Origin of the sequence: Anaerovirgula multivorans, from assembly GCF_900188145.1 — a bacterium.
GTDB classification, from domain to species: domain Bacteria; phylum Bacillota; class Clostridia; order Peptostreptococcales; family Natronincolaceae; genus Anaerovirgula; species Anaerovirgula multivorans.
In genome coordinates this window covers 37,025-61,983 of the sequence record NZ_FZOJ01000008.1, presented here as the reverse complement: position 1 = coordinate 61,983, position 24,959 = coordinate 37,025, and the positions used below count along the sequence as shown (strand labels likewise).

The 24,959-nt window shown below is 33.3% G+C and carries 21 protein-coding genes and 1 other RNA gene; 20 read left to right on the top strand and 2 right to left on the bottom strand.

The genetic code is table 11. From position 1 onward, the window contains the following. Positions 1–4 precede the first annotated feature (4 nt). The 15 genes from secD to CHB72_RS09855 all read left to right on the top strand — a co-directional run bounded on the left by secD (position 5) and on the right by CHB72_RS09855 (position 17,636). The gene (secD, locus tag CHB72_RS27315; RefSeq protein ID WP_242975094.1) at positions 5–1,243 is read left to right on the top strand and encodes a protein translocase subunit SecD; all 1,239 of its coding nucleotides are present in this window, start codon (positions 5–7) and stop codon (positions 1,241–1,243) included. Between the two features lie 15 nt (positions 1,244–1,258). Continuing rightward, a complete protein-coding gene (gene secF, locus CHB72_RS27310; RefSeq protein ID WP_242975093.1) occupies positions 1,259–2,146 on the top strand; it encodes a protein translocase subunit SecF in 888 nt (295 codons plus the stop codon). Between the two features lie 150 nt (positions 2,147–2,296). Beyond that, on the top strand, positions 2,297–3,970 hold the full coding sequence (locus tag CHB72_RS09915; RefSeq protein ID WP_176431303.1) for an ABC1 kinase family protein: 1,674 nt from the start codon (positions 2,297–2,299) through the stop codon (positions 3,968–3,970). A gap of 192 nt (positions 3,971–4,162) precedes the next feature. Continuing rightward, positions 4,163–6,715: a single-stranded-DNA-specific exonuclease RecJ gene (gene recJ / locus CHB72_RS09910; protein ID WP_089282735.1), complete on the top strand. Its 2,553-nt coding sequence runs from the start codon at positions 4,163–4,165 to the stop codon at positions 6,713–6,715. Beyond that, the gene (locus tag CHB72_RS09905; protein WP_089282734.1) at positions 6,693–7,211 is read left to right on the top strand and encodes an adenine phosphoribosyltransferase; all 519 of its coding nucleotides are present in this window, start codon (positions 6,693–6,695) and stop codon (positions 7,209–7,211) included. The genes recJ and CHB72_RS09905 overlap by 23 nt, the downstream gene beginning before the upstream one ends. A gap of 177 nt (positions 7,212–7,388) precedes the next feature. Beyond that, positions 7,389–9,566, top strand: a complete 2,178-nt coding sequence (locus tag CHB72_RS09900; RefSeq protein ID WP_089282866.1) for a RelA/SpoT family protein — start codon at positions 7,389–7,391, stop codon at positions 9,564–9,566. Between the two features lie 16 nt (positions 9,567–9,582). After that, a complete protein-coding gene (dtd, locus tag CHB72_RS09895; RefSeq protein WP_089282733.1) occupies positions 9,583–10,032 on the top strand; it encodes a D-aminoacyl-tRNA deacylase in 450 nt (149 codons plus the stop codon). Between the two features lie 12 nt (positions 10,033–10,044). Next, the gene (locus tag CHB72_RS09890; RefSeq protein WP_089282732.1) at positions 10,045–10,665 is read left to right on the top strand and encodes an MBL fold metallo-hydrolase; all 621 of its coding nucleotides are present in this window, start codon (positions 10,045–10,047) and stop codon (positions 10,663–10,665) included. Between the two features lie 64 nt (positions 10,666–10,729). Further along, positions 10,730–10,909: a hypothetical protein gene (locus CHB72_RS09885; RefSeq protein ID WP_089282731.1), complete on the top strand. Its 180-nt coding sequence runs from the start codon at positions 10,730–10,732 to the stop codon at positions 10,907–10,909. A gap of 16 nt (positions 10,910–10,925) precedes the next feature. Next, a complete protein-coding gene (gene hemZ, locus CHB72_RS09880) occupies positions 10,926–12,407 on the top strand; it encodes a coproporphyrinogen dehydrogenase HemZ (protein WP_089282730.1) in 1,482 nt (493 codons plus the stop codon). A gap of 342 nt (positions 12,408–12,749) precedes the next feature. Beyond that, on the top strand, positions 12,750–14,012 hold the full coding sequence (gene hisS / locus CHB72_RS09875) for a histidine--tRNA ligase (RefSeq protein ID WP_089282729.1): 1,263 nt from the start codon (positions 12,750–12,752) through the stop codon (positions 14,010–14,012). Positions 14,013–14,036: 24 nt separating this feature from the next. Beyond that, positions 14,037–15,818, top strand: coding sequence for an aspartate--tRNA ligase (gene aspS / locus CHB72_RS09870; RefSeq protein WP_089282728.1), 1,782 nt, complete (start codon positions 14,037–14,039; stop codon positions 15,816–15,818). Positions 15,819–15,997: 179 nt separating this feature from the next. Then, positions 15,998–16,178, top strand: a non-coding RNA gene (gene ssrS, locus CHB72_RS09865) — 6S RNA. 222 nt (positions 16,179–16,400) lie between these two features. Continuing rightward, positions 16,401–17,165, top strand: a complete 765-nt coding sequence (locus CHB72_RS09860; RefSeq protein WP_330397031.1) for a tRNA threonylcarbamoyladenosine dehydratase — start codon at positions 16,401–16,403, stop codon at positions 17,163–17,165. A gap of 30 nt (positions 17,166–17,195) precedes the next feature. Next, positions 17,196–17,636, top strand: coding sequence for a SoxR reducing system RseC family protein (locus CHB72_RS09855; RefSeq protein ID WP_089282727.1), 441 nt, complete (start codon positions 17,196–17,198; stop codon positions 17,634–17,636). Here the strand turns inward: CHB72_RS09855 and CHB72_RS09850 are convergent. Beyond that, positions 17,633–18,070, bottom strand: a complete 438-nt coding sequence (locus CHB72_RS09850; protein WP_089282726.1) for a threonine/serine exporter family protein — start codon at positions 18,068–18,070, stop codon at positions 17,633–17,635. The two genes, CHB72_RS09855 and CHB72_RS09850, sit on opposite strands and share 4 nt — an antisense overlap. Next, a complete protein-coding gene (locus CHB72_RS09845) occupies positions 18,067–18,858 on the bottom strand; it encodes a threonine/serine exporter family protein (RefSeq protein ID WP_089282725.1) in 792 nt (263 codons plus the stop codon). The genes CHB72_RS09850 and CHB72_RS09845 overlap by 4 nt, the downstream gene beginning before the upstream one ends. Positions 18,859–19,060: 202 nt before the next feature. Here CHB72_RS09845 and CHB72_RS09840 point away from each other — a divergent pair, with 202 nt between their 5' ends. From CHB72_RS09840 to ortB, 5 genes are all read left to right on the top strand, one after another. Then, entirely contained in the window at positions 19,061–20,302 is a 1,242-nt protein-coding gene (locus CHB72_RS09840) for a serine hydroxymethyltransferase (RefSeq protein WP_089282724.1), read from the top strand. A gap of 126 nt (positions 20,303–20,428) precedes the next feature. After that, the gene (locus tag CHB72_RS09835) at positions 20,429–21,850 is read left to right on the top strand and encodes a sigma-54 interaction domain-containing protein (protein ID WP_089282723.1); all 1,422 of its coding nucleotides are present in this window, start codon (positions 20,429–20,431) and stop codon (positions 21,848–21,850) included. Positions 21,851–22,173: 323 nt separating this feature from the next. Then, positions 22,174–23,220: a 2,4-diaminopentanoate dehydrogenase gene (gene ord / locus CHB72_RS09830; protein ID WP_089282722.1), complete on the top strand. Its 1,047-nt coding sequence runs from the start codon at positions 22,174–22,176 to the stop codon at positions 23,218–23,220. A 13-nt stretch (positions 23,221–23,233) separates the two neighbouring features. Then, positions 23,234–23,551, top strand: coding sequence for a 2-amino-4-oxopentanoate thiolase subunit OrtA (gene ortA / locus CHB72_RS09825; RefSeq protein ID WP_089282721.1), 318 nt, complete (start codon positions 23,234–23,236; stop codon positions 23,549–23,551). Then, a complete protein-coding gene (gene ortB, locus CHB72_RS09820; RefSeq protein ID WP_089282720.1) occupies positions 23,535–24,956 on the top strand; it encodes a 2-amino-4-oxopentanoate thiolase subunit OrtB in 1,422 nt (473 codons plus the stop codon). Before ortA ends, ortB begins: the two co-directional genes overlap by 17 nt. The last annotated feature ends 3 nt before the right edge of the window (positions 24,957–24,959 follow it).

Sequence of the window (24,959 nt, the reverse complement as noted above, 5' to 3'; positions counted from 1 at the left end):
ATAAGTGAAGTTTAAAAATGCAATAATATTTCTTGTAATAATAGCAGTTGTTGCAATGGCAGGTTTTACTGCATTAAACGGTCTGCAAATCGGGGAAACCACCATAAGACCTATTAAAGAAGCAGTCAATCAAGGTCTAGATCTTAAAGGTGGGGTTTATGTAGTTTACGAGGCGGAAACAGATGCCACCAGCGACGAGTTGAATCAAATCATTAGCCAAACGATTGAAGTTTTTAGACGTAGGGTAGATGCAATGGGACTTACTGAGCCGCTAGTTATTAAAGAAGGTGACAACAGAATCCGAGTAGAACTACCAGGAGTGGAAAATGCACAGGAAGCATTAGATATGATCGGTAGAACAGCCCAATTACAGTTTATTACAATTGATGGAGACGTGGTTCTAACAGGAAGCAATGTAAAAAAAGCTGATGTAACATTTGTACAAGGTGAAGCGAACCCTGTTGTTAGCTTAGAATTTGATAGTGAAGGAACTAAAAGCTTTGCTGATGCTACAGCTGAATATATAGGTCAGCCAATATTCATTGTTTTAGATGAAGAAATTATTTCAAGTCCCAATGTTAAAAACGTGATTGCAAATGGACAAGGCCATATAAGTGGAGATTTCACTGTAGAATCTGCTTCACAATTAGCAGCTTTGATCAGAGGAGGAGCACTACCTGTTAACTTAAAAGAAGTACAAACATCAACGATTACTGCTACTTTAGGTGTGAATGCACTTGAAAGAAGTATAACAGCCGCTACGATTGGTTTCCTACTTGTGCTGCTATTTATGTTGGTTTATTACAGAATACCAGGTTTTGTAGCAAATATAGCTTTAACAATATATATTTTATTAGTACTAGGAATACTTGTTGCATTAAATGCAACATTAACTTTGCCAGGCATAGCAGCACTGATTTTATCAGTCGGTATGGCGGTAGATGCAAATGTTATTATATTTGAAAGATTAAAGGAAGAATTGAGAGCAGGTAAAACAGTTCGTTCTGCTATAGAGTCGGGTTTTAAACGAGCAACTAGAGCGATACTTGACTCTAATATTACTACCCTTATTGCAGGCGTTGTATTATATCAATTTGGTACAGGGCCAATCAGAGGATTTGCTATAACATTAATTATAGGGATTCTCGTAAGTATGTTCACTGCTATCATTATTACAAAATTCCTATTAAAACTAATTGTAGGAATGGACTTCACTAAGAATAGTAAGTTATTTGGAGCATAAGGGGGGTAAAAATCGATGAAAATTATAGAAAACAAAACGAAATGGTTCTCCATATCCGCCATCATTATAGTGCTAGGATTAGTATTAGCTATAATCAATGGAATGAACTTTGGAATTGACTTTACAGGTGGTTCATTAATGGAAATAGAACTACATCAACAGATAGAGGTAGCAGAAATAAGAGAAATTATAAATCAATATGATACGAATGCAAATATCAGTTTATTAGGTCCCGATAGAACGATTGTTCAAATAAGAACAATCAATGATTTTGATAGTCAAGTGCGAGCAGAAATCTTCAACCAATTTAAAGAAAAGTACGATTTGCCAGAAAACGAACCTTTAAGAGCAGAGCAATTTGGACCTGCTATTGGTAAAGAAATCCAAAACAGAGCTTTTCTTTCTATGATTATTTCGGCAATAGGAATGCTGATTTACATTACCTTTAGATTTGAATTAAGGTTTGGATTAGCTGCTATAGCAGCATTGTTACACGATATTCTTGTGGTAGTAGCAGTTTACTCTATTTTTAGAATTCCAGTAAATAGTCCTTTTGTTGCGGCTATGTTAACAATATTAGGTTACTCAATCAATGATACTATCGTTGTTTTTGATAGAATAAGAGAAAACCTTAAGACTATGAAGAAATCTAATTTTGCGCAAGTAGCTAACGATAGTATTACTCAAACTATTACAAGATCCATTAATACATCCTTAACCACTTTAGTTACAATTGTGGCACTGTATATATTAGGCGTTGAACAAATTAGAGAATTTGCTTTACCATTGATAGCAGGGGTGCTTAGTGGTACCTATTCTTCAATTTTTATAGCAGCTCCAGTTTGGGTAATGCTGAAGGAAAAGCAAAATAGAAAATTTGTCTATAAACCAAATCATGAATAATATTTAGTTCACTACGATCTCCTAAGTAGATTTTCAAACAGATAAGTTTTTAAAAAATGGTAATAATACAAGGCATAGGTATTATTACCATTTTTTTACCATGGGTCACTGTTTTAACGCTGTGGAATGTATTTTGTTGGAGTTGATTTTATGGGTGGTATTGGAACAAAGTATAAAAATTTGAAACGTTATAAAAAAATAGGAGAAATACTTGTTAAGTATGGATTTACTTTTGCTGCAGAAAAACTAAGTGATAGGGGATATATACCCAAATTTATGCTACAAATAAAGCAACAAGGGCAGCAGTTGACTGACGGCCAAAAATTGAGAATGGCTTGCGAGGAGTTAGGACCAACCTTTATTAAATTAGGGCAAATTATGAGTACTCGGCGTGATATCTTTCCAGAAGATATTGTAAATGAACTCTCTAAGCTACAAGATAACGTAAGCCCATTTTCTTTTGAATTAGCTAAAGAAGTTTTTGAAAAGGAAATGAAAACAACCATAGAAAGTTGTTTTAAAAGCTTTGAACTTACTCCGATAGCTTCTGCTTCCATTGGACAGGTTTACGAAGCAGTTTTAAAAACTGGAGAGAATGTAGTTGTTAAAATACAAAGACCTTTAATAAAAGAAATTATTGAAAGAGACCTTGACATCTTATTTAATTTAGCCAAACTGTTAGATGAACATATGGACAAAGAAAAACCCTATAATCTTTTAGAAATTGTTGATGAGTTTAGTCATGTTATCACAAGAGAGCTAGATTATTCTTTAGAGGGTAGAAATGCGGAAAAGTTTCATGCTAATTTTAAAAATGATTCTAGTATTTTAATACCAAAGGTCTATTGGGATTACACATCAAGAAAAGTACTAACACTACAACGGGTATATGGTATTAAGATTATGGATGCTGCCAAAATAAAATCTAAGCATTGGGATTTAAAAAGCCTAGCAACAATTAGTGCAAAGTGTTTCATGAAACAGGTTTTCATATTTGGTTTTTTTCATGGGGATCCCCATCCTGGCAACATCTTTGCGATTGGAGACTCAAAGATTTCTTTTATAGATTTTGGTATCGTTGGTTATTTAGATAAGGGAACAATGAACTTTATCTCTAATATATTTACTGCAGCTACTAGAAAAGATGTTGAAAAAATAGTGACAAATTTAATAGAGATTGATGCTTTAAGTCCTAATACTAATATAAGAAGATTAAAAGAAGATATATCATTTCTAATAAACCTTTATTATAATATGCCACTGAACAAACTTAACTTAGCAGAGGCGTTAAAAAGGGTTATGGAGGTAGCCTATACCAATAAAGTTAAACTTCCTTCACAGTTTACTGTCCTATTAAAAGCTATTGTTACATTTGAAGGTAGTGTAAAATTCCTAAATCCAGAGTTTAGTTTGTCTAACATTGCAAAGGATTTTGCTAAAGAAATATATTACAATAGGTTGAATCCTAAAAATCTGATGGGTGAGGTAAAGGACTATTCAGAGGAAATATTATATGGAGTTAAATATTTACCGAAGCAACTAAGAAACTTGATTAAGAAAATTGAAAATAATGAAATAAAATTTCAACTGGAGCAAATTGGATTCGATAAGCTGCAAGACGAGGTTAATAGGATGACCAACAAATTATCTTTAAGTTTAATTAGTTCAGCTCTTATCGTTGGCTCATCTCTAATTATACAAAACACGTCCGGTCCAATGATGTGGGGTATATCCCTCTTTGGTATCATAGGTTATCTATTGGCAAGCATATTAGGCGTATCAATTATAATTTCTATTTTACTTAGCAGCTTTAGAAAAAAATGATGTTATATAGATGGGGTATAATTTGTAGGGAATGCTCCCTAACTGGAAGTTAGATGTGGGAGGTTGGTAGCGTTCCGATGATAGCAGGACGGAACAACACAGGGGCTGTTCCCTACAATGAGATTATTCGAGAATTTATTTTTTAAGCAATGAATTGAATTTTAATAAAAATGAAATTGTAGGTGAAACAACATGGGAGTTCAAAAAAAGAAATGGATTTATCGAGATCATCAGAATTCAGAAATAGAGAAGCTGGCGGATGATTTAAACATAACTAAAACCACTGCAAAAATACTGTTGAATAGAGGGATCAATGAGCTAGAAAAAGCAAAAACATTTTTAACACCAAAACTAGAAGATTTATATGATCCATTCCTATTGAAGGATATGGATAAAGCAGTTAGGCGTATTAAACAGGCATTGGAGAATAAAGAATCCATATGGATTTATGGTGATTACGATGTGGATGGTGTGACAAGTGTATCCTTGCTGGTTAGATATTTCAACTCCATTGATTGTCCCGTAAACTATTATATTCCAGATAGAATGGAAGAAGGATATGGAATAAACAAAGGGGCTTTAAGAAAAATCGCCGAAAAGGGGGGAAATTTGATAATAACAGTAGATTGTGGCATCACTTCTGTTGAAGAAGTAGACTATGCCACTTTATTAGGTGTTGATATGATCATTACAGATCATCATCACTGTCATACTACTCTACCAGAGGCCTATGCTGTTGTTAATCCCAAACAAGAGAATTGTCAATATCCATTTGATAAGTTATGTGGATGTGGAGTAGCCTTTAAGCTTATACAAGCATTAACTTCTTCGGCAGAATTTAACACTAAAGTAAAAGGATATTTAGATATAGTGGCTATTGCAACAGTTGCTGATATAGTATCCTTAGTGGAAGAAAATCGTATTTTTGTTAAGAATGGTTTAAAATGTATTGAAAAAACACAGAACGTTGGGATAGAAGCATTGTTAGAGGTGTGTGGTTTGAAGGGAAAACAGCTTAACTCTGGCAATATTGGATTTATGATTGCCCCTAGAATTAATGCGGCTGGCCGCATTAGCTCGGCAGAAATAGGTGTTAAGCTGCTCACTACCAATAATGACGAAGAAGCAAAACATTTAGCACAAATATTGGATGAAGAAAATAGAAATAGGCAACAATTAGAAGCAAAAATAGTAGAGGAAGCATTAAAAATCATTGAGAGTCAACCTAAATACCAGCAAGAAAGAGTTTTAGTATTATATAATCAAAATTGGCATCATGGGGTAATCGGCATTGTAGCTTCTAGAATTTTAGAAAAGTATTATAAGCCTACGATTATCTTATCAATAGAGGACGGTATTGCTAAAGGCTCTGCAAGAAGTATTTCTAGTTTTGACATATTTGAAGCATTGAGTCAATGCAAGGAACTTTTCATAAAATTCGGAGGTCATGAACAGGCAGCAGGTTTATCGCTAGATGTTGATAATATAGAGGCTTTTCGAGAAAAGATTAACAACATAGCTGATGAAATGCTTCATGAGGAAGATTTGATTCCTCAAATATTTTGTGATGATAAGCTAACATTAAATGATATTGACGACAAGCTTATTGGTGAATTAGAGGTGTTAGAACCTTTCGGATTAGGAAATGCATCTCCTAGATTTCTCAATCTAAATTTAAAGCCAAAGGAACTAAAAAGAGTTGGAACAGAAGGTAAACATTTAAAAATGCAGGTGGCAGAATCCAATAGAGTATTTGACACTATTGGTTTTAACTTAGGAGAATATAAGGAGTATATTTCATTACAGGATAAAGTTGCTTTAGTTTTTTCACCAGAGTTCAATGTGTTTAATGGCAATAAAAAAATCCAGCTAAATGTTAAAGATATTAAAATTATGAAGACGAATGAAGCTTATAAAATAAAGGAAGCAAAGGAATATTATAAACGTTTACAGTTTACACAATATGACTATAATTTTAGTGATTATTCTTTAGATAGCATACCTATAATAACTGATAGCAACAAAGATGACATGTTACTAAAGGCAGTTCAACAGCAAAACAAGCTATTAATTCTAGTAAATACAATATATCAAGCCTATAGCTTAATAAAGCTTTCGGAAATAAGAGAAAAATCAACTGACATAAATATAAATATATTTTATCATGAAACTCCGTGCTATTGCGGAGATAAAGAAGTTCACATTGTTATTAATCCTAATATTGATAAAATTCAATTTAAACTATATAATAGTATTATTGTATATGATATGTTTTTTTCACAGGTAGAATATGACTGTTTGGCTAACAAAAATAATAATCAAAATATAATGGTTTTTTACAGTCAAGGAGACGAGAAATATAATTTGGAAATTTTAAAGAGTATCATACCAACAAGAGAGGACCTAGTGATACTTTATAAGTTTCTAAAAAAATATGATGGTAAAAAATCTATAAAGCTTGAAAATTTACTGTATGAAATACAAAATTCTACAAAAATACATATAAATGAAAAGCATTTACAAAATGCCCTTACGATTTTTCAAGAGGGACAACTTGTTCAGTATCACGTGGATGATGACAAATACAGTTTTAATATCTTAAAGGTCACAAAAAAGGTTAATATTGAGGAATTAGATACCTTTAAACAATGTAGGAATTTATTAAACAATTTCATTGATTTCATCAATCAATGGTCAGATGGGATAAAAGGAGGAAGTTATCATGGATTTATCAAAAAAAATTAGAGAAATACAAGATTTTCCTAAGGAAGGTATTAACTTTAAAGATATTACCACTCTCTTACAGGACAAAGAAGCTTTTACTTATATGGTAGATACCTTAGCAGCGCAATTAAAAGATTTAAATGTTGATATCGTAGTAGGGCCTGAATCCAGAGGGTTTATAGTAGGCGTACCTGTTGCCTATAAAATTGGGGCAGGCTTTGTCCCTGTAAGAAAACCCGGTAAACTGCCAGCAGAAATTGTTCGTTATGAATATGAATTGGAATATGGTAAAGATGCTCTAGAAATCCACAGAGATGCTATTCAACCTGGTCAAAAAGTAGCCATTATAGATGATTTGCTGGCAACAGGAGGAACTGTATTAGCAACCGCTAAGCTGATTGAAGAATTAGGCGGAGAAGTAGTATCTATTAACTTTTTAATTGAATTAGCGTTTTTAAAAGGAAGAGAAAAATTATCTAATTATAATGTAAAAACCTTAATTACCTATCATGATTAAAGCACTCTAGATTTTTAAGTTTATTTTGAATTTTACTATTAGAATCCATGAGGAAGCACTAAAGACGTGTATTTTGAATATACTACAAGAAATAAAATGTTAAATAATGAGTTCTAATATTCGATTATAAATACTAAGCAGAAATTATTTGATGCTACTGAAGAGGGTGATTTTATGATGTTGGAAAACTTAATAGCAATGCTTGAAGAATACAACCCTCAATGTGACGTTGAGCTTATTATTAAAGCTTATAACTTTGCTGAAAGCTCACATGCAGGGCAATATAGGAAATCTGGCGAGAGATACTTTATTCATCCTGTTGAGGTAGCTAAAATACTTGTAGAACTGCAAATGGATAGCACCACGATTGCTGCAGGCTTATTACATGATGTTATTGAGGATACAGGTTACGACTATAACAAAATTAGACAAGAATTTGGAGAAGAGATAGCAGAACTAGTAGAAGGAGTTACGAAGTTAACTCGTTTATCTTTTGAATCAAAGGAAGAAAGACAAGCAGAAAATCTAAGGAAAATGTTTGTTGCTATGGCAAAGGACATTCGAGTAATTCTTATTAAATTAGCTGATAGGCTCCACAATATGAGAACACTTAAGTATCAGACAGATGAAAAGAAAAAGGAAAAAGCACTTGAAACACTTGAAATATTTGCTCCTATCGCACATCGTCTTGGTATCTCTAGAATTAAGTGGGAACTGGAGGATTTATGTCTTCGCTATATTGACCCTGAAGGATACTATGAGCTGGTAGAAAAAGTAGCAAAAAAGCGTAAAGATAGAGAAGATTTTATCAACGAAGTTATAAAAAAACTTAGGAATAAACTAGAAGAATTTAATATAGAAAATGAGATTTCAGGACGACCTAAGCATTTTTATAGTATTTATCGTAAAATGACCTACCAAGGAAAATCATTTGATGAAATTTTTGACTTTTTGGCAATTAGAATATTAGTAGATACAGTCAAAGATTGCTATGGAGCATTAGGTGTGGTGCATACATTGTGGAAACCAATACCTGGTAGATTCAAGGATTATATAGCTATGCCTAAGCCCAATATGTATCAATCAATCCATACGACTGTTATAGGGCCTAAGGGAGAGCCCTTTGAAATACAAATAAGAACTGGGGAAATGCATCAAATAGCCGAATACGGTATTGCTGCTCATTGGAAATATAAAGAAAATATTATTACAAATAAAGAAACAGAAATAGATGATAAATTATCCTGGTTAAGACAAATGCTAGAATGGGAAAAAGAAATGAAGGATCCTAAAGAATTTATGGAATCTTTAAAGATAGATCTTTTTACTAACGAGGTTTTTGTTTTTACTCCTAAAGGAAAGGTTATTAACCTACCAACGGGATCAACTCCAGTAGATTTTGCTTATAAAATTCACTCAGATGTAGGAAATAAATGTGTAGGTGCAAAGATAGACGGACGAATCGTTCCTATCGATTACAAATTAAAAAACGGTAATATTGTAGAGATATTGACATCAGGTCATAGTAATGGGCCTAGTAGAGATTGGTTGAAGATTGTTAAAAGCTCTCAAGCTAAAACAAAAATTAAACAATGGTTTAAAAAAGAGCGCAGAGAAGAAAATGTTAGCAGAGGTAGAGAAATCCTAGAAAAAGAAATAAGGAGACAGGGGCTGAATGCTAACGAGGCATTGCAGGTGAAACTATTAATCAGCATTGCTAAAAAGCTAAGCTTAAATAATGAGGAAGATTTATATGCTGCTATTGGATATGGTGGCATTACTTTAGCTCAGGTAATACCAAAAATAAAAGAAAATATTAAAAAGGATACACCTCAGCCGCAGGAAATTCAGGAAAAAGAAATACCTCTAGCTAATAAGCATATCGATAGTAAAAACAAGAGAAAACCAAGTCAAGGTATAATCGTTAAAGGAATAGATAATATCATGGTACGTTTTTCTCGTTGTTGCAATCCAGTGCCAGGAGATGAAATTGTCGGCTATATCACTAGAGGTAGAGGCGTATCTATTCACAGAAAGGATTGTCCTAATTTATATGATAATGCTGAAGCTACCGAGCGTTTTATTGAGGTAGAATGGGATTCTAACAAATCCATCTCTTTCCAGGCAGAAATACAATTAAAAGCTGCCGATCGTAAAGGACTGCTATCAGAATTAACTCATATACTATCAGATGCAAAGGTTACAGTGAATGCCTTAAATGCTAGGACTAACAAAGAAAAAATTGCACTACTTAATCTTGTTCTAGAAGTTAATAGTATAGACGACTTAAATAAATTGATGGAAAAGCTGAAACGAGTTAAAGGTGTATTAGACGTATTTAGGGTAATCACATAAGTTAAAGGAGGTACCTATGAGGGCAGTTGTACAAAGAATTAGTCAAGGTAAAGTAGTAGTAGATAACAATATTACTGGTGAGATAGAAAAAGGCTTACTGGTATTTCTTGGGATAGGGCATGAGGATACTACAGATGATATTAAGTATATGGTAGAGAAAATAGCCAACTTAAGAATTTTTGAAGATGAAAATGAAAAGATGAATTTATCTGTTGTTGATGTAAAAGGTAAATTATTGGTGGTATCTCAGTTTACCTTAATGGGAGATTGTAGAAAAGGTAGAAGACCTAGCTTTTCTGAAGCAGCAAAACCAGATATAGCAGAAGGCCTATATAAAGAATTTGTTAGCTATTGCAAAGATACTGGCATACAAGTAGCTACAGGAATGTTTCAAGCTCATATGATGGTACATTCTATCAATGATGGACCAGTTACTATGTTAATTGATAGCAAAAAACTGTTTTAAAGGAGGTAAATTATGTTTTTACAAAGAATGGCAGTAGGAGTTTATGGAGCTAACTGTTATATTCTAGGGGATGATAAAACGAATGAAGCAGCTGTTATTGATCCAGGTGGTGATGCGAAAGAAATTCTAACAATGTTGGAGGATAATGGACTGCAATTAAAATATATACTATTGACCCATGGACATGGTGACCACATTGGAGGGTTACAGGAACTGAAGGAAAAAACAAATGCTCCAGTATATATGCATAAAGATGACCACTATCTATTACAGGATAAGAATAGAAACTATTCTGCAATGATGGGGGGACCTGTTATTGAGATGTCTGCTGACGCCTTTCTTACAGATGGTGAAGGATTAGAATTAGGAGAATTGAAACTTAAGGTTATCTATACCCCTGGACATACACAAGGCGGTATTTGTATACACGTTAATGATTCTGTTTTTACAGGAGATACTTTATTTGCTAATTCTATAGGTAGAACAGATTTGGATGGAGGGAACTATGAGCTAATTATCCGTTCCATTAAAGAAAAACTTATGGTATTAGATGACGATACTACTGTTTTCCCTGGACATGGGCCTGCATCAAAAATAGGTATTGAAAAAGTTACAAATCCGTATATTAAGTAATGCAGTATACTCCTAGAAAATATAGGTAATACTAACCTAAAATATTTTTCTAGGAGGTTGCTTTATGAAGAAAAATCGTAAAAATCAATATAACATAAAGAGCCGAAAAAGCATAGATATGGAGTTGCAGGATTTTTTGGAAATGAATTATGAAGGCGTATCACAGTTGGAAATTGCAAGAGAACTAGGGATGAATTCTAATTATGTAGAAAAAATAATTGAAGAAATAGAACGAGATCATTAATAGGAGTTATGTTTTAATGTTAAAAGTATTTTTAATAGGTCATGATTATGAATATGAAGTTAAAGAATTACTAAAGCTTTTTTATGATGCTGATGCTTTGATAATATATAGCAATGATCATCATGTTGATTTAGAGACTGAAAATTTAAGCGAAGATATTATTATTAATAAATTAATTAAAAATAGAAATGAAACAACCATCATCACTGAGGCATACATATCTGGAGAAAAGAATAAAACTATTAAAACCGTGGTGATTGACGGAAATCTGCATGATGTAAAAAGAAAAACCAAACAATTAATTAAATCTGCTTTTTTCCGACTACTAATAAAATATAATAAAGTCTATCTACCTTGGGGATTTTTAACTGGAATAAGACCTACAAAGATCGTTCATGAGCTACTAAACGAAGGAAAATCCCAAGAAGAAATTACTTACATCTTAACGAAGGATTATTATATTTCAAAAGCAAAAGCCCAGCTACTTTTAGAAGTAGCTAACATTGAACATAAGTATGTATATCCAATAGACGAAAAGAAAGTAAGCATATACATCAGCATTCCATTTTGTCCTACTAGGTGTAGCTATTGTTCTTTTCCATCTAATCCATTGGATAGATTTCATACCTATATAGAAGATTATATCGAAGCAATTTGCAAAGAAATAAAAGGAACCTCTGAAATATTAAATCGTAAAGGAAAAGAAATAGAGACGGTATATATCGGTGGTGGAACACCAACTACATTAAATACCCGCCAGTTCCAAAAACTTTTTGATGTCTTGGTTGATAGCTTTGACATGTCAAAACTGAAAGAATTTACTGTTGAAGCCGGTAGACCTGATACAGTGGATACAGAGAAATTAATTTTCCTTAAAAAAAGTGGTGTTACAAGGATTAGTATCAACCCTCAAACTATGAATGATTGTACTTTGAAAAAAATAGGAAGAAATCATTCAGTGATAGAAACCGTTGAAGCCTACCAGTTAGCTAGAAAAATTGGATTTGATCATATTAATATGGATGTCATTATTGGACTTCCAGATGAAAATATAGATATGATTCACAATACAATGAAGGCTATTAAAAAGCTATTACCTTCCAATTTAACCGTGCATACATTAGCCATTAAAAATGCTTCAAGATTAAAAGAACAGCAATATTCTACAGATAAGAAAAACAGTGAGATAGTAAAGATGCTAGAAATTACTGAAAACTATGCAAGAGATATGGGTCTAAAACCATATTATATGTACAGGCAAAAACATATGGTAGAAAATCTAGAGAACATTGGTTATGCAAAGCCTGGGTATGAATGTATTTACAACATCCAAATCATGGAGGAAAAACAAACCATTATTGCTATGGGAGCAGGTGCAGTATCAAAAATTGTATTTCCTAAAGAAAATCGCTTAGAAAGAGTACCCAATATTAAGAACCTTGAGCTCTACATAGAACGGGTAGATGAAATGATAGAAAGAAAGAAAAAGCATTTATGATAATACATTGACAATATTTTCAAAAAGAATTATAATATTACAAATAAAATGAGACTTAATTCATAAGTAGACAACCGAAAGTTTGGTTTGTGACTTTCGTGTTGGTCACTTAAGTACAAATTATCCCCTTATTTTGGGAAGAGGGGATTTTTTCATTTAACATATTTCCTATTAATTAGTCTAAGAGAAATAATATTTTTTATAACCAATAAGAAATATTATACTTTGTTGAATTGTGAATAAGCTATTATTTCAGTAATTGGTTTAAAAAAATTATTCCAATAGATCTCAAAACAAATTTTTGTATAGAGAAATGAGAAATCATAGAGTGGAGGGAAAAATATGCAAATAAAAACCCCAAGGGGCACACAGGATGTATTGCCTTCGGAGGCATATAAGTGGCATTATGTGGAGAATACTGCTAGAGAAGTTGCAGAAAAATATGGATTCCAAGAAATTAGAACCCCAATTTTTGAACATACTGAACTATTTATTAGAGGAATCGGAGATACTACGGATGTAGTGGAAAAGGAAATGTATACCTTTGAAGACCGTAGTGGAAGAAGTATAACCTTGAAGCCTGAGGGTACAGCACCAGTTGCAAGATCATTTATTGAAAATAAGCTTTATGCTGAGCCGCAGCCGACAAAATTGTACTATATCATTCCAGTGTTTCGATATGAGAAACCTCAAGCAGGAAGGTACAGAGAACATCATCAATTTGGAATAGAAGTATTTGGGGCGATTAATCCTTCTGTCGATGCAGAGGTTATTAGTTTAGCTATGGCAGTATATACAAAGATGGGAATTAAAAATTTAGAAGTAAGAATAAATAACATCGGCTGTCCTAAGTGCAGAAAAGATTATCACGAAGTTTTAAAAGCTTACCTAGGGGAAAGACTTAATAATTTATGTACAACCTGTCAAAGTAGATTTGAAAGAAATCCTATGCGAATTATAGATTGCAAATCTGATACATGTCAGCAGCAATTACAGGACGTTCCATTAATGCTGAATCACATTTGTGATGAATGTAATGATCATTTTGAAGGGTTAAAAAAATATTTAGAAGCATCCGGAATAGAATATATTATTGATCCCAAGATTGTAAGAGGCCTAGATTATTATACAAAAACAGCTTTTGAAATTATAACGGATGAAGCCGGAAAAAAGGGAACCTTATGTGGTGGGGGAAGATATGACAAACTAGTAGAGGATTGTGGAGGTCCTTCTACACCTGGGGTAGGTTTTGGAATGGGGCTAGAAAGAGCAATATTATCACTTGAAACACAAAAAATCCATATACCTAATCCTAAAGCATTAGATGCATTTGTTGTGACCATGGGAACAGCAGCAAAACTCAAGGGCTTTGAATTAATCAGCGAATTACGTAGTAGGGGCTTCAAGGTAGATCAAGATCATATGGATAGAAGCGTAAAAGCACAATTTAAATATGCAGACAAAATGATGGCTTCCTATACAATCATTATAGGTGAAGATGAACTTAATAAAGGAATTCTTCTATTAAAAAATATGGGAAATGGCGAGCAAGAAGAAATTGAAATTACAGATATTTATAATATTTTAAAAGACAGACTTAAATAAATTTTTTGATGAGGAGAGGGAAAAATGACTTCTAAGTTGTTAAAGAGAACCCATATGTGCGGCACTTTACATTCCCAAAACATTAATGAAGAAATCGTAGTGAATGGCTGGGTACAAAAAAGAAGAGATCTTGGTGGTTTAATATTTGTTGATTTAAGGGATAGGACAGGATTACTTCAGATTGTTTTTGATAAGGACATTTCTTTAGATGCCTTTAATAAAGCAGAAACAATCGGTTCAGAATATGTTATCTGTGTTAAAGGGAAAGTATATAAACGACAATCAATGAATCCAAATCTACCTACTGGTGAAATAGAAATATTTGCTGAAGAGTTACATATATTAAACACTGCAGATACACCACCTATATACATTAAAGATGATGATGTTGTTTCAGAAAATTTAAGATTAAAATATAGATATTTAGACTTAAGAAAGCCCTCTATGCAAAACAATCTAATTTTTCGATCCAAAATAGCCAATATTGTTAGAAACTTTTTAACAGAAGACGGATTTATTGAAGTAGAAACACCTATGTTGATTAACACGACACCAGAAGGTGCTAGAGACTATTTAGTGCCTAGTAGAGTTAACCCAGGTAAGTTCTATGCTCTACCTCAATCACCTCAGCTTTTTAAACAACTTCTAATGGTGTCTGGCATGGAAAGGTATTTTCAAATAGTAAAATGTTTTAGAGATGAGGACTTAAGAGCTGATCGCCAGCCAGAATTCACACAAATTGATTGTGAAATGTCCTTCGTAGATATGGAAGATATTATTGAAGTGAACCAGAGACTTTTACAAAAAGTATTTAAGGATGCGCTTAATATAGATATACAACTGCCAATACAGAGAATGAGCTATAAAGAAGCGATGGAGAGATATGGATCTGACAAACCAGATATTCGTTTTGGCTTTGAACTAGTAGATGTTTCTAAACCTGTAAAAACAAGTGGATTTAAAGTCTTTTCTTCTACCGTTGAAAATGGAGGATTTGTAAAAGCCATCAACATAGAAGGCTATGGAGATAAGTTTAGTAGAAAAGATATAACAAGCTTAGAAGAAGTGGCCAAAACCTATGGTGCAAAAGGTCTAGCATGGATGAAAATTGTTGAAGAAGAAGTAGTATCCCCTATAGCGAAGTTTTTTACAGAAGAAGAATTGAGTCATCTACTTAAAAAAGTTAATGGAAAATCTGGAGATTTAATATTATTTGTTGCAGACAAGTTTGATATTGTACATGATGCTTTAGGACATTTACGACTAGAGGTTGCTAAACGATTAAATCTATTGAATCCTGATGAATTCAAATTATTATGGGTGACAGAATTCCCATTATTAGAACATGATCCAGAAGAAAACAGATATGTTGCAAAGCATCATCCGTTTACATCACCAATGGATGAAGATATTGAATTGTTAGATACAGCGCCAGAAAAAGTGAGGGCAAAAGCCTATGACATTGTATTAAATGGGCATGAGATTGGTGGAGGAAGTATACGAATATACTCTTCACAGCTTCAAGAAAAAATGTTTAAGGTCTTAGGTTTTACAGAAAAAGAAGCATGGGAAAAGTTTGGTTACCTATTGGAAGCATTTAAATATGGCACTCCACCTCATGGAGGTATAGCTTATGGATTAGATAGATTAGTAATGATTTTGACAAAAGAAGCAAATATTCGACAAGTAATAGCATTTCCAAAAACTCAAAACGCCACTTGTTTATTAACCAATGCGCCATCTTTTGTAGATGAAAAACAGTTAAAAGAATTAAGCATTCAGATTCAAACCCAAAAAGAATCTTAATTTTAGGTGAACCTCTTAAAGTAGATAGATAAAAAAATCTACTTTAGGAGGTTATTTTATTAAAATATGGATATGTAAATAACATATTTTATCTAGACTTAGAGCATACTACAACTATATACTTAAAAATATATCCATCATTAATTGAAATATTCTTGAAATTATGATACTATATGTATACACACCTACTGTGTGCGTGAATTCGATAACGTTTTGAGCCAACACAGTTACATTGGGAATTCGGCGTTTGTTTATGGATTAAATGCCTCTTTAATTCAGAGGACTTAAGAAATAGATGACAGAGCACCCACCTGCATAGCAGGTTTCAAAACAATCGGATCACGGCATGGTGGGTATTTATATTAAAAATAACAGTAAATGTTAATTCCTATTATTTATTAGGAATTTTTTTTATAGGAGAAATATAGTTCCAAAACCGTATTTTAAAATAATATAGTTAAAGAAAATTTTGTCCTAAAAAAGGAAATATAGTTGACAGAAAAAAATAAATTATATATTATAGACTTTAGTTTGCCACACTAGATTTTGAAAGATAGATTAATAATCAATAGGAGGAAAACAATGGTGCTACATCCTTTTTCTAGATCAGAACTATTAATTGGTACCGAAGGTTTAAGTAAATTAAAAAATAGTACAGTTGCAATTTTTGGTATTGGTGGAGTTGGAACATTCGCAGCAGAAGCACTAGCTAGAACAGCAGTTGGAGCATTTGTTTTAGTAGATGATGATGATATATGTCTTACCAATATTAATAGGCAGATACATGCAACTCGGTCTACCGTAGGGAAATCTAAAGTAGACATGATGAAAGAACGGATTCTTGATATAAATCCTAAGGCAGAAGTAACCACTTATAAAGAGCTATACAATAGTGATAGTGCTGAAAGACTACTAAATGATAATTATGATTATGTTATCGATGCAATCGATATGGTTACGGCTAAAATAGACTTAATTCAACGGTGCAAAGAAAGAAACATACCAATTATCAGTAGCATGGGAGCAGGAAACAAGTTAGATCCAACAAAATTTGTTGTTGAAGATATTTATAAAACATCTATCTGCCCTTTGGCCAAGGTATTAAGAAAAGAATTAAGAAAGAGAAATATAAAAGATTTAAAGGTTGTTTATTCTAAAGAGAATCCCATTACCCCCTTACAAATAGACAGTGATTGTAAAACAGATTGTATATGTCCTAACAAGGATCGAACCTGTACTGTTAGACATCAGATTCCTGGCAGTGTTGCTTTTGTTCCTTCAGCAGTAGGATTAATCATTGCATCGGTTGTTGTTAGGGATTTAATAGATTGGGAATATAATGAATAAGCTATAAACCTTTACAAAGGAGGTTGGAAGATGAAACAATGTGGTGTCGTGACACTGGTGAAGGATAAAACGGCAAAAGTATTAATGCAGAGACATTCTAGCTGTGGAAGTTGTAATGCGTGTAAAATGGGGCAAGAAGACATGAAAATGGAGATAGAAGCAATTAATGATGCTAACGCTAAGCTAGGGGAACGGGTTGAAGTGGATATGGAGGGTCAAAGTGTTCTGACTGCTGCATTTATCGTATATGTAATTCCATTGTTAGCTTTGGTGATCGGTGTATTATTAGCTACTACGATTCTACCTAACTTAGGTGTTAACGAAAATATGGAATTGTATGCGGCATTAATAGGCTTTACTTTAATGTTCTTTAGCTTTATTGGAATTAGAAAAAAAGAAAATGTAATAAAGAACAGTAGAAAATTTACACCAGTTATAGTTGAGGTCATTGACCATGAAGAGAAGATCTAAAAATTAGATCTTCTTTTTTTTCTATAAGAATTTAACGATAATACGATGGTCAAAGCAGCTGCTATAGAGATGGCAATCATAATGGATTCGCTGCCATGATTAATAGCTAGTTCATAATTTTCTTCTAGTATAGACAGCATCGTATAATATAAACCAAAACCAGGAACTAAAGGCACAATACCAGGAATAATATAAACAGTTAAAGGTTGTCTATCAATGATCGCAAAGGCTTCACCAATTAATGCAATAATGAAAGAAGCGATAAAAGTTGCAACAACTACAGACTGAAAAAAATGATTAATAGTGATGAACACTGTCCAACCCAAAGCTCCGCCAAACCCAGATTTAATTAAAGATGTCTTTGGAACATTAAAAACAATAGCAAATCCTATCGTACAGATAAGAGCATAAACAAAATTAGTAACGTACATCATATTAAAGTACCTCCTGCAAACAATATCCATAGCTTAAGAATAAAACCCACCCCAAATGCAATAGACGTCGCAATAATTAGTGCTTCTGCAGCTCTAGCTAAACCTGAAACCAGATCTCCTGCAATAGAATCACGAACAGCATTTGTCATAGCCACTCCAGGAACCATTACCATAATAGCGCCAATGATGATCTTGTCAATATGGATTGAAGGGTGCAGGAATGAAAGAATAATGGCCATGATTGCTGCAACTCCGCCTCCAGAGGCATTTGTAAGAAATGGGGGAAAGTCTATGCTTAATAAATATTTTAAATTATAAGTAACTAAAATACTAGTAATAAAGGCACTAAGAAATTCAAATATATTGGCTCCAAATAATAGAGCAAAGAAGGCGCTAGCTAGACCTCCAAAAACTGCATGGATGTAGTGGGGATAGGGTAACAATTGGTCGATTTCCTTCAAAAGTTTAATTCCATCATCTATGGATATCTTCTGATCAACAAATTTTCTGGAAAAATTGTTTACTTCTGCAACCTTATTCAAATTGATACTTCTGGACTTGATTCTTTTAATATAGGATAAAATTTCTTCTTGACTCTCTCCCTTATTATCTATGGATATAAATATTCCTGTGGGGGTAACATAAACATCCACATAGGAAAAGCCTTTGGATTTACATAATCTAATTATTGTATCCTCGACTCTGTAGGTTTCAGCACCATTCTTTAACATGATTTCCCCTGCATAAAGAGCTAAAACCAAAAGTTTTTTTCTGTTTACTTGAAGCATAAATTCACCTCCAATCTACTTTATTATATTAATATATATCAGAATCTAGGATAAATCTACAAAAATATATTAAAAGTATCGTAAAAGGATATCCTATAGATAGCATTATGATTTTATGCAAAAAGTGAGGAAATTATTGTAAAATTTCTAAAATATATCTATAATGAATTTGAGACAAGTTATCATGAAAGGAGAACAGCTAATGAACTTTGATAGGTTAAAAGAAGTGGATGAGAAGATCTATGATGTAATAATGAAAGAAAAAGGTAGACAGAGAGCAGGCATTGAATTAATTGCTTCGGAAAATATTGTTTCAACTGCTGTAATGGAGACAATGGGTAGCTACTTAACCAACAAATATGCTGAAGGTTATCCCGCTAGAAGATATTATGGAGGCTGCGAAGAAGTAGATGTAGCTGAAGAATTAGCGAGGGATCGATTGAAGGAATTATTTGATGCAGAACATGTCAATGTACAACCTCATTCAGGTTCAAATGCAAATCTAGGAGTATATTTTGCCATTCTACAGCCTGGAGACAAGGTATTAGGTATGAACTTATCCCACGGAGGTCATTTAACCCATGGAAGTCCTGTGAATATTTCAGGGGTATATTATAACTTTGTGGAATATGGAGTAGACCAAAAGACACAATTGATTGACTATGAAGAAGTAAGAAGAATAGCAAATGAAGAAAAGCCTAAGCTTATCGTAGCAGGAGCAAGTGCATATCCTAGAACAATTGACTTTAAGAAGTTTAAAGAAATAGCTGATGAAGTGGGGGCCTACTTAATGGTAGATATGGCTCATATAGCAGGATTAATAGCTGCTGGACTTCATAATAATCCCTGTGATCATGCGGATTTCGTTACGACTACAACCCATAAGACATTACGGGGTCCTCGAGGTGGAGCGATCCTTTGTAAAGAAAAGTATGCAAAAATGATTGATAAGTCAATCTTTCCTGGAATACAAGGTGGACCATTAATGCATGTAATTGCAGCAAAGGCTGTAGCATTTAAAGAGGCATTAGCACCTGAATTTAAAATTTATCAACAACAGGTAATCAAAAACGCCAAAAGGTTAGGAGAAGAGTTGTTAAAAAAAGATTTCACTCTAGTATCAGGCGGTACCGACAACCATTTGCTGTTATTAGACCTTAGAAATAAAAGTATCACCGGTAAAGATGCAGAGAAGCTACTAGGGGAAGTAGGCATTACAGTAAATAAAAACACGATACCCTATGATCCAGAAAGTCCTTTTGTTACAAGTGGAATAAGGATAGGAACCCCAGCTGTTACTACAAGAGGTTTTAAGGAAGAAGAAATGATAAAGATTGCAGAAGTAATCGATATGATTATTAGCAATCCTGAAAATATTAGAAAAGCATCTGAAATGGTTAAGAGCTTATGTCAGCAATTTGAATTATATAAAGAACATATGTAACATTAAATAACTGATAAAAGAGGAAAATAATTTTCCTCTTTTTTTAATAGGAAGTACATCTAGAGATTTTATTGCTTAATTGATATAATAGAATAAAACAAGCTTCTGAATATGGGAGAGGATAAAATGATTACCAAAAGAACGCTAATGGTCATACTGCAAAAAATTTTGCACACCATTGACGAAGGTATACATGTGATTAATAATGAGGGCGTTACCATATTATATAACGAAGCCATGGCAGAATTAGAAGGGATGCCTGCTGATGAAGTTATGGGTCAAAGACTTCTTGATGTGTTTCCTAGTCTAAACCATGAGACCAGTACCCTGTTAAAGGTACTAAAAACTGAAAACCCAATATTGAATGAGTGCCAAACATATCTTAATAATCAAAGAAAAAAAATTAATACCATCAATACAACTATACCTTTATACTATGAAAACGAAAAAATAGGAGCTCTAGAAATAGCAAAAAATATTACCAAGATTAAGAATTTATCTGATGAAATAATGAGGTTACATCAGGAGTTAATTAAACCAGTTATAAAAGAAAAAGCAATTAAACAATATGTTTTTGAAGATTTAATTGGGAAGAGCCCAATATTTGTTAAAGCTATAAATTTGGCTAGAAGATCAGCTAACTCTGTTTCAAGTATTTTAATATATGGAGAGACTGGAACTGGAAAAGAGTTGTTTGCTCAAAGTATTCACTTCCATAGTAATAGAAAAAACAAGCCCTTTATTGCTCAAAACTGTGCCGCATTGCCAGAAAGCCTGCTAGAAGGTATCCTATTTGGGACAACTAAGGGTAGCTTTACTGGAGCCATAGATCGACCAGGGATTTTTGAACAGGCATCTGGGGGCACGATATTATTAGATGAAATTAATTCAATGGGACTTCAGCTTCAAGCGAAACTTCTTAGGGTTTTGCAGGAGGGATATATCAGAAGGATAGGAGGACTAAAGGATATTCCTATAGATGTTAGAATCATCGCCACAACCAATGAAAAACCGACAGAATTGATGAATCAAGGTATTATTCGTAAAGATTTATACTATAGATTAAAGGTAATTAGTATTAACATACCTAGCTTACAAGAAAGAAAAGAGGATATCTTATTACTTACAGACTTTTTTATCAACAAATATAATAAGATTTTTAAAAAACAAGTATGGATGATATCTGAAGAGGTTAAAAGTGATTTTTTAAGTTATTCATGGCCTGGTAATGTGAGAGAGCTAGAAAATCTTATTGAGGGTGCAATGAACTATATTCAAGATGAACATATATTAAAGGTTGTGGATTTTCCAGAATATATACTTGCATCGAAGGATAATAATTATTTAAAAACTCAATCTCTTTTATTTGAAAGCCAGGAGGAAATAACTTTATCAGACATGCTAAGCAAAATAGAAGGAAAATATATTGAAGATGTTTTGTTCAGCTTGAACGGCAATATTACACAAACAGCGAAAAAGCTAGGAATGAAAAGACAAACGTTACAACATAAGCTTAAGAAATATCATATTTATTATAAAGAGTTATAGCTAAAATAGATATACAATAAAAATAGTGCAAATATATTTGCATATAAACGCAAATATATTTGCGCTATTTTGTTGCTCAAATGAAAAAATCTACTGAAATTTTAAATTGCCTAAATAGCTGATGTATATATATTAGAATAATATAAATTTAAAATCCACCGTAAGCTTAACACGTCATCAATTAACTATCTAAATAAAATGAATAAATAACATTATCTTGTATGAATATAAATTATAAATATTTTTTAAGAATTCTATATTTTTGGCTATTATCTTGCATTAATAATAGTTAAGTTAGAAATTTATTTTATGGAGGGGTTTAAATGGAAAATATTAAAGTAGTTATATGGGGATTTGGGGCAATGGGAAGTGGTATGGCAGAAATGCTATTAAAGAAAAAGGGAGTAGAGATTGTAGGAATTTGTGACAGAAATGAAGCAAGAGTTGGAAAAGATATGTATGAAGTATTAGGAATAGAAAGAGGAGACAATCAGCCAGTAATTATAGCAAATAATATTGAGGATGTTCTAGTAGAAGGAGCTGTTGATGTAGCCTTATTGGCAACTGATTCTTTTACTAAAGGGGCATTTGAAAAAATAAAGCTTGTAGTTCAAAAGAAAATAAATGTTATTTCAACAGCGGAAGAAATGGCTTATCCTCAAGCACAAGAACCTGAATTAGCAAAGGAAATGAATAGATTGGCAAAAGAAAATGGAGTAAGCATTTTGGGAACTGGTATTAACCCAGGCTTTGTGCTGGATTTACTTATTTTAGCTTTAACAGGCACCTGTGAAGAAGTAGATTATATTAAAGCTGCTAGGATCAATGACCTAGCTCCATTCGGTCGTGCTGTAATGGAAGAACAAGGAGTTGGGCTAACCGTTGAAGAATTTGAAGAGGGTGTTAAAACTGGTAAGGTTGCCGGACATGTTGGTTTCCCAGAGTCTATTCGTATGGTTGCTGATGGAATAGGCTGGAATATAGATAATATTGAACAAACAAGAGAACCAATTACAACAAATTTTGAAAGAGAAACGAAATATGCCAAAGTAGAGGCTGGAAATGTTGCTGGTTGTCGTCAATGTGGATATGGTTATGTAGATGGAGAATTAAAAATTGATATGGAGCATCCTCAACAAATTCTTCCTGAAACAGAAGGTGTTGATACTGGAGATTATATTTGGATTAAAGGAACACCAGATATTAATATGCAAATAAAACCAGAAATTCCAGGTGGCATAGGAACAATAGCAATGTGTATAAATATGATACCTCACGTCATCAATGCATCTGCTGGTCTAAAGACAATGCTTGACTTACCTGTTCCAAGAGCAATCATGGGTGATATGAGGGATTTAATAGAAAGATAGGAGAGAGAGTAGTATGAATGTAAAAAAAGGCACATGGGTAAGAATTCACGATATTGTTTTACAACCTCATGAAAGAGCACCTCAACTTCCTGAAGATACTAAAAAGGTACCTTTAGAGATGTGGATAAAAGGTTTTTTATTGGAGGATGCTAGTATAGGAGAACAAGTAGAGATACAAACGATTACCGGTAGAAATGAAAAAGGGAGATTAGTAGAGATTAATCCCCATCATGATCATGACTTTGGGAAATTTGTTCCTGAAATCCTACAGATAGGACTACAGCTGAGGGAAATTCTGTGGGGAGGTGGCAATCATGAGCAACAACAATAGTTATGAAACTGTTATGGCAAGAAAAAGTGAGATTATGAAAAAGGCAGTTGGCATCGATTATTCAGTTTTTGAATTCGGTAGCATTGCATTCGATTATGAAAAAATGATGAAGGAAACAGGTTATTCCTTAGAGGAAATGCAGAAAATTCAAGGGGAAACAGGTGTAGGTAATACACCCTTATTAGAGCTTGAAAACCTAACAGCTTTAGCTAGGAAGCTGGCACCAGAGGGTAAAGGCGCAAGAATATTTATAAAAGATGAAGCCAGCAATCCTTCCGGCAGCTTCAAGGCAAGAAGAGCAGCAAATGCTGTTTATCATGCGAAAAGGCTAGGATATAAAGGTGTTATAGCAGCCACAAGTGGCAATTATGGAGCAGCAGTCGCTAGCCAAGCAGCCATGAGGGGACTAAAATGTATCATTATTCAAGAATGCTATGACAGTACAGGAAAGGGTCAACCAGAAATCATTGAAAAGGCAAGGAAATGTGAAGCCTTTGGAGCAGAGGTGGTGCAATTAACCGTTGGTCCAGAATTATTCTACACATTTCTAAAGCTTTTAGAGGAAACTGGTTACTTTAATGCTTCTCTATATACACCTTTTGGTATAGCAGGAGTGGAAACCTTAGGATATGAACTATCTATGCAATTTCGAGAAAGAGAAGGAAAAGATCCTGATGTTGTTGTATGTACAAACGCAGGGGGAGGAAATTTAACTGGAACTGCTAGAGGGTTGAAGAAAGCCGGTGCAGAAAATGTAAAAATTGTAGGTGCTAGTGTAAACCTCAAAGGCTTACATATGGCAAGTGATACACATTTCAATAAAAAGTCCTTTACCACTGGTCACACAGGATTTGGTATGCCCTTTGCTACTTGGCCAGACCGTTCTGATGTACCAAGATCAGCTGCAAGACCTTTAAGATATATGGATCGGTATGTTCTTGTAAATCAAGGAGAAGTATTCTATATGACAGAAGCTTTAGCACAGTTAGAGGGAATGGAAAGAGGACCTGCAGGTAACACATCCTTAGCAGCAGCTTTTGCCATTTCTCAAGAGCTGGATAAAGACAAAATAATTGTTGTACAGGAAACAGAATATACAGGAGCCGGAAAGCATATTCAACCTCAGCTAACCTTTGCTAGGGAAAATGGAATTCATATTTCCATTGGTAATCCTGATGAAGAAGTGCAGGGAGAAAATATCATTTTACCATCACATCCTTCTTTAATTAAGGCAAGAGATATAGATATAGATAGATTACGGATGTCCTATATTAAAAACTGTATAGAAAATAGAAATGTAACTACAATTACTAAAGAGGACTTAGAATTCTTAGCAATTGATTGTAAAACAACCAATGATTTTGTAGAAAAAGTTTTAAGTGAATTAAAGGTAACAATTCAATAAAAG